General features: G+C 68.2%; 5 protein-coding genes. All 5 read left to right on the top strand.

What is annotated here, in order from left to right; all coding sequences use genetic code 11:
* The coding region (locus tag D7Y21_RS38370) for a prepilin peptidase (protein WP_121718351.1) at positions 1 to 380 on the top strand (380 nt) is incomplete at its 5' end.
* Positions 381 to 426: 46 nt separating this feature from the next.
* Positions 427 to 1,875, top strand: a complete 1,449-nt coding sequence (locus tag D7Y21_RS38365) for a type II and III secretion system protein family protein (protein WP_120568110.1) — start codon at positions 427 to 429, stop codon at positions 1,873 to 1,875.
* Positions 1,876 to 1,977: 102 nt separating this feature from the next.
* A complete protein-coding gene (locus D7Y21_RS38360) occupies positions 1,978 to 3,729 on the top strand; it encodes an ATPase, T2SS/T4P/T4SS family (protein ID WP_120568109.1) in 1,752 nt (583 codons plus the stop codon).
* Between the two features lie 7 nt (positions 3,730 to 3,736).
* On the top strand, positions 3,737 to 5,944 hold the full coding sequence (locus D7Y21_RS38355) for an FHA domain-containing protein (RefSeq protein WP_120568108.1): 2,208 nt from the start codon (positions 3,737 to 3,739) through the stop codon (positions 5,942 to 5,944).
* Between the two features lie 59 nt (positions 5,945 to 6,003).
* The gene (gene polA / locus D7Y21_RS38350; RefSeq protein WP_121718350.1) at positions 6,004 to 8,709 is read left to right on the top strand and encodes a DNA polymerase I; all 2,706 of its coding nucleotides are present in this window, start codon (positions 6,004 to 6,006) and stop codon (positions 8,707 to 8,709) included.
* Positions 8,710 to 8,772: the final 63 nt, after the last annotated feature.

Here is an 8,772-nt window from a genome sequence, read left to right as displayed (position 1 = left end):
GGCTGGAGTCGGGGTGGGTGAGCGGGCTTCTGGCGGGCGCGGGACTCGCGCTGCTGCTGGTGCCGGGTGCGCTGCGCGGGCGCATGGGGTGGGGTGACGTCAAGCTGATGGCGGGCGTGGGCTGCGTGCTGGGCTTTCCCACGGTGCTCGCCGCGGCGGCCTTCATCTCGCTTACGGGCGCGCTGCAGGCCATCGTCACGCTGCTGTGGCAGGGGGCCGTCTGGGACACGCTGGCGGCGGTGGCCCGTCGCTGGGCGGTGCGGATGAAATGGATGCGCGAGGAAACCTCGCCCGCTCCCGCGCGACACATCCCCTACGGCGTCTCCATCGCGCTCGGGACTTTCTGGGCCATGTGGTGGCAGCAACAACATCTGGGATAGCGCGCCGTCAGGCCGGGCGCGCGCACGCAAGAAGGGGATTCACACGATGTCCACTCGCTTCACGCAAGCCCTGGCGCTCGGCGCCCTCGTCACCCTGGTGGCCAGTGCCCCCGCCCTGGCCCAGGAGGGCAGCTCCGTCAGCCTGGGTGTGGGTACCCAGAAGGTGCTCACCATTCCCGGCCTCAGCCGCGTCGCGCTGGGAGATCCGTCCATCGCCGAGGTGAAGACGCTCGGCACCGGCCAGCTGCTCGTCACCGGTAACGCCGAAGGCAAGACGACGCTGCTCGTCTGGAAGTCCTCCGGTCAGCGCATCAGCTACCTGGTGACGGTCCGCAAGCAGGACCCCAACGAGGTCATCTCCGAAATCAAGCGCCTCCTCGGTGAGATTGAAGGCGTGTCCGTGCGCATGGTGGGTGACCGCATCTACCTGGACGGTCAGGCCTACACCACGCAGGACGCGGACCGCATCGAGCAGGTGGTGAGCCTGTACCCGAACGTGAAGTCGTTCGTGAAGATCGCCCCCAACGCCAAGAAGCTCGTCGCCCAGAACCTGAACGCGGCCTTCCAGAAGGCGGGCCTGAAGAACGTGCAGGCCAACGTGGTGGGCGCGACCATCTTCCTGGAGGGCTCCGTGGAGAGCCAGCAGGACCTCCAGAAGGCGGAGCTGATCACCAAGGCCATCGGTGAGAAGGTGGAGAACCTGCTCGTCGTCGGCATCAAGCGGATGATCCTCTCCGAGGTCCAGTTCGTCGAAATCCGCCGCAACAGCCGCGACCGCTACGGCATCAAGTACCCCACGGACATCACCGGTACGCTGACCGCCACCGCGACGCTGAACAAGGCGCTCATCCCCTCCGGCGACGCCATCTCCAACCTCGTGATGGGCGCGACGGGCGGCTCCGACCTGAGCATCGGCTTCCAGGCCAACGACGGTTACGGCCGCCTGCTGGCGCAGCCCAAGCTGGTGTGCGCCAGCGGTGAGAAGGCGGAGTTCCTCGCCGGCGGCGAGGTGCCCATCCCCCTCATCACCAACACGCAGTTCACGGTGGAGTACAAGCAGTACGGCGTCATCCTGAACATCCGCCCCACCGCGGACCGCAACGGCAACATCCAGACGGAGGTGGAGGCGGAGGCCTCCGAAATCGACACCTCCGTGTCCGTGTCCTTCGGTGGTTCGTCCGCCATCCCGGGCTTCCGCACCCGCAAGGTCAAGACGAACGTCACCGTGCGCCACGGTGAGACCATCGTGCTGTCCGGCGTGTTCAGCCACGACGAGCAGAAGGCCGTCGCGAAGCTGCCGGGCTTTGGTCACATCCCCATCGTGGGTGAGCTGTTCAAGAACCGCGCGTTCGACACCACCAAGCGCGAACTGGTGATCTTCGTCACCCCGCGCATCGTGAACCCGGACTCGGACAAGGTCCGCAGCATCATCGAGGACGTGAAGACCCGCTACAAGCAGGCCCGCTCCGAGGTGAACTTCAACATCTTCGACTGACGGCCTTTCGGCGCCTTCACGTCGGATCCGGTCCGGGCAGCAGGCGGGCGAGCGTCGCAGGAGTCTTTGAGGTCGTTGGAGGGCTTGGTAGCATCCCGGCCCATGTTTCTCATCACGCTGACGGAGAAGGGCGGCGGTTCGGAGCAGCGGGAGTACCCCAAGAACGAGATCACGATCGGCCGGATTGCTGGCAACGACATCGTGCTCGCCAAGGGGAACGTCTCCAAGACCCACTCCCGCATCGTCGAAAAGGACGGCCGCTTCATCATCGTGGACATGAAGTCCACGAACGGCACCTTCGTGAACGGCAAGAAGATCGCCGGTCCCATGGTGCTGAAGCCGACCGACCAGGTCTCCATCGGCGACTACATCCTCAACGTCGAGGCGCTGGCCGACGAGCCCGCTGACGAGGGCTACGACGAGGAGCAGGGCGACGAGGCCTACGAGGAGGAAGAGGCCTACGAGGAGGAGGAGCCCTACGAGGAGGAGGAGGCGCCCGCCCCCGCGCCTCCCAGCCGCATGCCCGCGTCCATGGCCGCGGCCATGGCGAAGAACAAGCGCAAGGTGGACCCCCGGTTGGAGCGCTACTCGCGGCTCCAGAAGGAGATCCACGACCGGCTCATCGAGTACCTGGACCTGCGCCGCATGGACATGGACCGGCTCGGGGACGAGGAACTCTGGCGCCGCACCGAGAAGGCCATCCGGGACATCATCGACCAGATGGAGGCGGACCAGGAGCTTCCCGGGGACGTGGACCGGGAGGAGCTGCTCACCGACGTCATCAACGAGGCGCTGGGCCTGGGGCCCCTGGAGGCGTTCCTCGCGTCGGAAGAGATCAGCGAGATCATGGTGAACCACGCCAACCAGATCTACATCGAGCGCAAGGGCAAGCTGACCCTGTCGGAGAAGACGTTCTCCTCCAACCAGGCGGTGCTCGGTGTCATCGAGCGCATCGTGGCGCCCATTGGCCGCCGCATCGACGAATCCAGCCCGCTGGTGGACGCGCGCCTCAAGGACGGCAGCCGCGTGAACGCCATCATCCCGCCGCTGGCGCTCAAGGGCCCCTGCATCACCATCCGCAAGTTCAAGAAGGACGCGCTGAAGATCCAGGATCTCATCAAGTACAAGACCGTCACCGCGCAGATGGCCGAGTTCCTGGAGATGTGCGTGACGGCCCGGCGCAACATCGTCATCTCCGGCGGCACGGGCTCCGGGAAGACGACGACGCTGAACATCATCAGCTCGTTCATCCCGGAGGGTGAGCGCATCATCACGGTGGAGGACGCGGCGGAGCTTCAGCTGCCGCAGGACCACTGGGTGCAGCTGGAGAGCCGCCCGCCCAACCTGGAAGGCAAGGGCGCCATCACCATCCGCGAGCTGGTGAAGAACTGCCTGCGCATGCGGCCGGACCGCATCGTGGTGGGCGAGTGCCGCTCCGGTGAGACGCTGGACATGCTCCAGGCCATGAACACCGGCCACGACGGTTCGCTCACCACGCTGCACGCGAACACGCCGCGTGACGCGATTGCCCGGCTGGAGACGATGGTGCTCATGTCCGGCATGGAGCTGCCGGTGAAGGCCATCCGCGAGCAGATCGCCAGCGCCGTGCACCTCATCGTGCAGCAGACGCGCTTCTCCGACGGCTCCCGCAAGATCTGCTTCATCACCGAGGTGTCCGGCATGGAGGTCGACATCGTGACCCTGCAGGACATCTTCTATTACAAGCAGGACGGCTTCACGGAAGACCACAAGGTGCGCGGACGCTACGTGGCGTCAGGCTTCGTCCCGAAGTTCTACGACGAGCTCCAGCGCAAGGGCATCCCCGTGAACATGAGCATCTTCCGCGAGGACTGACGCGCCCATGCCTACCCTGGTCGTCCGTCACCCTGACGGCACTGAGCACGAGCACGAGATCGCGGGCGAGCTGAAGATCGGCCGCCAGCAGGGCAATGACCTGGTCCTCACGGAAGGCGGCGTGTCGCGGCAGCACGCGCGCGTCTACGTGGAGGGCGGCACCGTCTACGTCGAGGACGGAGGCAGCCAGAACGGCACCTTCGTGGACGGCGAGCGCATCGAGGGGCCCACGGCGCTGACGCCGGCCTCGCAGGTGCTGCTGGGCGACTACGAGATGAAGCTCAAGGGCAATGCCCGGAGCACCAGCGGCCGCCGCGCGGCGACGCCTCCGCCCGGTGATCCCGCGACGCTCGCGGACGCGCCCGTGAAGGGCACGCGCGCCATGCCCAGCATCCGCGCCAAGGCCACGCAGAACGGGGCCGCGAAGCCCGAAGGCGCGCTGGCGAGGCGGCCCGCGCGCTCCACGGGCGCGGGGGCCGCGGCGGCGGGCGCGAGCTCGGGTCCGATGCTCAAGGGCATGACGGGGCCGTGGGCGGGCAAGTCCTATCCCATCAACGGCACGGTGCTGGTGGGCCGGGCGCCTCCGGCGGCGGTCATCCTGGATGACGACTCCGTGAGCCGGAAGCACGCGGAGGTGAAGCGCGAGGGTTCCGGCGTGCTCGCGCGCGACCTGGGCAGCGCCAACGGCACCCTGCTCAACGGCGAATTGCTGGGCGAGGAGTTCGTCGACCTTCAGCCCGGGGACGTCCTCCAGTTCGGCGTGGTGGAGATGACCTACGAGGCCTCCGACACGCCCGCGCGCCGTCCGGGCACGGGCGCGGCGCCGGCCCGTCGTGGGGGCAGGGCGGCACCCGAGGCGGACAAGAAGCGCAAGCTGCTGGTGGTCGCGGGCGGCGTGGTGGCGCTGCTGGCGGTGGCGGCGGTGGTGAAGACCTCTATCGGTGGGCCGCCGAAGACGCAGAAGACGGGGCCCGCCGCGCCGCTGGATCCCGCGCAGCAGGTGCAGGAGTTCCTCAGCGAGTGCCGCTCCTACTCCTCCAATGAGACGGGGGCTCCCGACTGGGGCCGCGCCGAAAAGGCGTGCGAGCAGGCGCTGGACATGGACCCCATCAACGCCGAGGCGAACACCCTCGTGCGGCGCATCAAGCTGGAGAAGGAGGCCTTCGACAACTTCGAGGCCGCGAAGAAGTCCATCGAACTCAACCGCGAGAAGGACGCCCTGGAGTACCTGCGCAAGATTCCGAAGGAGAGCGAGTACTTCCGCCGCGCCCGCTCCAAGGCGAAGGAGACGGCCGAGCAGTTCGTGGAGCGCGCGAAGTTCGACTGCAATCGCTACCTGAACAACTCGCAGTGGGGCCCTGCGGTGCAGCGCTGCCAGCAGTACATGGAAGTGTGGTGCCAGAAGCAGAGCAAGGAGGACCTGGAGCCGCCCATCGGTCAGACGCTCCGCCTGGAGGGTGGCCTGCGCAAGAACGACTGGCGCCCCAAGGACGCCATGTTCGTGAAGTTCCTGGTGGCCCGCTTGCGGGTGGACCGCAGCGCCCAGCCGTGGTCGTGCCCGGTGTCCGACATCCTCCAGGAGGACGGGCTGGGCGTGGACCAGGCCAGCGAGGTGCGCGCGATGTTCGCCAAGCGCTACGCCCCGAAGCTCGTCCAGGCGGCGATGATGGACTACTGGACCGGCCGCGGCAGCGAGGCAATGGCGACGCTGCAGAAGCTGCGCGCGAAGGAGGACCAGGCGCAGTTCCACCAGCTGGCGGACGACCTCATCCGCGACGTGTCCAACGTGGATCAGCTCTTCAAGACGGGCGAGAGCGCGATCACCAACGAGGACCCCGAGCGCGCGGTGGCGCCGTTCAAGGACGCGCTGGCGACGGACAAGCGCATCATGGCGGAGTTGGCGGAGTCGCACCTGTCCTTCTACCGGAAGAACATGTTCCAGGACCTGGCGGCCGCCGCCTATCTGCGCGGCAAGCACTTCGCCGACCGCGAGGATCGCCGCCGCGGCTGCCGCGTCTGGAAGATGGGCTTCGACTTCTACAAGGGCAACACGAACCTGAACCGCGTGGTGGCCTTCTGCTCCACGCAGGCGCAGAACGCGTTGAACAGCGCGGGCAGCTGCTCGGACTTCCAGGCGGTGGAGGACTACGCCGTGCCGGGTGACGGCATCGCCGAACAGATGGCCACGAAGAAGGCCGAGCTGAAGTGCCGCTGAGCGGCGCTCCGGTGCGGGGCTTCATGGACAGACAGCGGTAGGCGCGCTAGGGACGGGGGATGGCCGACACCAGCCCCCCGCGCTCCGAGCGCCGTCTGGCGCTCTTTGACGCCTCTGGCTTCATCTTCCGCGCCTACCACGCCATCCCCCCACTCACGACGAGCAAGGGGGTGCCGACCAACGCGGTGCTGGGCTTCACCCGCATGGTGCTCAAGGCCCTGCAGGAGCTGAAGCCCACGCACGTGGCGCTCGCGTTCGACAAGTCCGGCCGCGTGGAGCGTCAGAAGATCGACCCCACGTACAAGGCGAACCGCAAGGCGCCGCCGGAAGACCTGACGCCCCAGTTCCCGCTCATCCGCAAGGTGGGGGACGTGCTGAACCTGCCTTCGCTGGACGCGGAGGGCTGGGAGGCGGACGACGTCATCGGCACGCTGGCGCTGCAGGCGAAGGCGGAGGGCTACCAGGTACTGGTCGTCACCAGCGACAAGGACTTCATGCAGATCGTCGACGAGGACATCACCCTCTTCGACCCCGCGAAGAACAAGCGCATCGGCATCGCGGACGTGCAGGAGAAGATGGGCATCCTGCCCAAGCAGGTGCGCGACTTCCTGGCCCTGGTGGGCGACGCGGTGGACAACGTCGCGAAGGTGCCCGGCGTGGGCGACAAGACGGCGGTGGAGCTGCTCCACCAGTTCGGCGACGTGGAGACGCTGCTCGCGCGCGTGGAGGAGGTGAAGAAGCCGAAGATCCGCGCGGCGCTGGAGTCCCACCGCGAGAGCCTGGCGCGCGCCAAGCAGCTCGTCACCTTCAACACCGGGCTGCCTCTGGGCGTGAAGCTGGACGAGCTGATCCGCCGCGCTCCGGACGCCACGCGCGCGCGGGATTTATTCACGGAGCTGGAGTTCTTCGCGCTCCTGCGCGACCTGCCCGCGGAGGAGGCCCCGGCCCGGCCGGACGTGGCGCCGCTCGCCACCACCACCACTCTCGTCACCACCGAGGCGGAGCTGAAGGCGCTGGCGGACGCGGCGAAGGCCGCCGGGGCCCTCACCCTGGTGCCCGCCTTCGAGGGCATGCCCTTCGCGGCGCCGCTGGTGGGCCTGGGCGTGGCGCTGCCGGACGGCTCCACGCGCTATGTACCGCTCAGGCACCAGCAGCTGGGCGCCACGCAGGTGCCGGTGGCGGCCTTCACGGCGGCGATGAAGGACGTGATCGCGGACGCGGCGGTGAAGAAGGGCGGCCACGACCTCAAGGCGCTCACGCTGGTGCTGGCCAATGAAGGGCTGCCGCTGGAGGGCGCCCACGACGACGTGGAGCTGCTCAGCTACCTGCTCAACCCGTCGCGCAGGGAGCACGCGTTGGCGGACCTGGCGCGTGAACGGCTGCGCTCGGAGCTGCCCGCGCTGCCCGCGTCGGTGGAGGGCAAGAAGGGGCGGCCGCTGGCGGACCACGGGCCGGAGGAGGTGGCCGCGGCGTACGCGGTGCGCGCGGACGCGGCGCGCAGGATGGTGCCGGAGCTGTGGAAGGAGCTGGAGCTGGGCGGGCTCTCGGAGCTGGCGCGCACGCTGGAGCTGCCGCTCCTGCCCGTGCTCGCGCGCATGGAGCGCGAGGGCGTGAAGCTGGACGTGGCGGAGCTGGGCCGCACCTCTGAACGCGTGGACGTGGAGGTGAAGACGAAGGAGGCCGAGTGCCACCAGGCCGCGGGCCACGTCTTCAACCTGGGCTCCAACCCGCAGCTGGCGCAGGTGCTCTACGAGGAGCAGAAGCTGCCCATCCTCAAGCGCGGCAAGACGGGCCCGTCCACGGACCAGGAGGTGCTGGAGAAGCTGGCGGAGGAGCACAACAGCGTGCTCGCGCGCGCGCTCATCGAGTACCGGAGCCTGTCCAAGCTCAAGAGCACCTACCTGGACACGCTGCCCACGCTGGTGGCGAAGGACGGGCGCATCCACACCACGTACCACCAGGCGGCCACCGCCACCGGCCGGTTGTCCTCGTCCGACCCGAACCTGCAGAACATCCCCGTGCGCACGGAGCTGGGGCGTGAAATCCGCCGCGCCTTCGTGGCGGACGCGGGGCACCAGCTGGTGAGCGCGGACTACTCGCAGATTGAGTTGCGGCTGCTGGCGCACATCGCGGAGGACCCGGTCCTCATCGATGCCTTCCGCAACGACGAGGACATCCACAGCCGCACGGCGGCGGAAGTCTTTGGCGTGGACCCCAAGGACGTGGACCGCGAGCAGCGCCGCGTGGCGAAGATGGTGAACTTCGGCATCGCGTACGGCCTGTCCGCGCACGGCCTGTCCACGCGCCTGGGCATCTCCCAGGAGAACGCGCGCGACGTCATCGAGCGGTACTTCATCCGGTACGCCGGCATCCGCCAGTACCTGGAGGACACCGTGGAGAAGGCGCGCAAGGTGGGCTACGTGGAGACGCTCTACGGCCGCCGCCGCCTGATGGGGGACCTGCTCTCCAAGAACCGGGCGGTGGCCCAGGCCGCCGAGCGCGCCGCCATCAACATGCCCATCCAGGGCACCGCCGCGGACCTGATGAAGAAGGCCATGCTGGCCGTGGACGTCGCGCTCCGGGAGCAGAAGCTGAAGACGCGCGTGCTCCTCCAGGTGCACGACGAACTGCTCTTCGAGGCGCCGGACGCGGAGGTGGAGGCCGTGAAGGCCCTGGCCGTGAAGAGCATGGCCTCCGTCGCCGAGCTGAAGGTGCCGCTCAAGGTGGACGTGGGCGCGGGGAAGAGCTGGGCGGACGCGCACTGAGCACAAAAAAATGCGGGAGAGCGCCCACCCCCGTAGGCGCCCTCCCGCAGCCCATCCCCATTC

This window comes from Corallococcus sp. AB045, assembly GCF_003668895.1.
In the GTDB taxonomy this organism is placed as follows: domain Bacteria; phylum Myxococcota; class Myxococcia; order Myxococcales; family Myxococcaceae; genus Corallococcus; species Corallococcus coralloides.
This window is presented reverse-complemented; position numbering and strand designations above follow the sequence as displayed.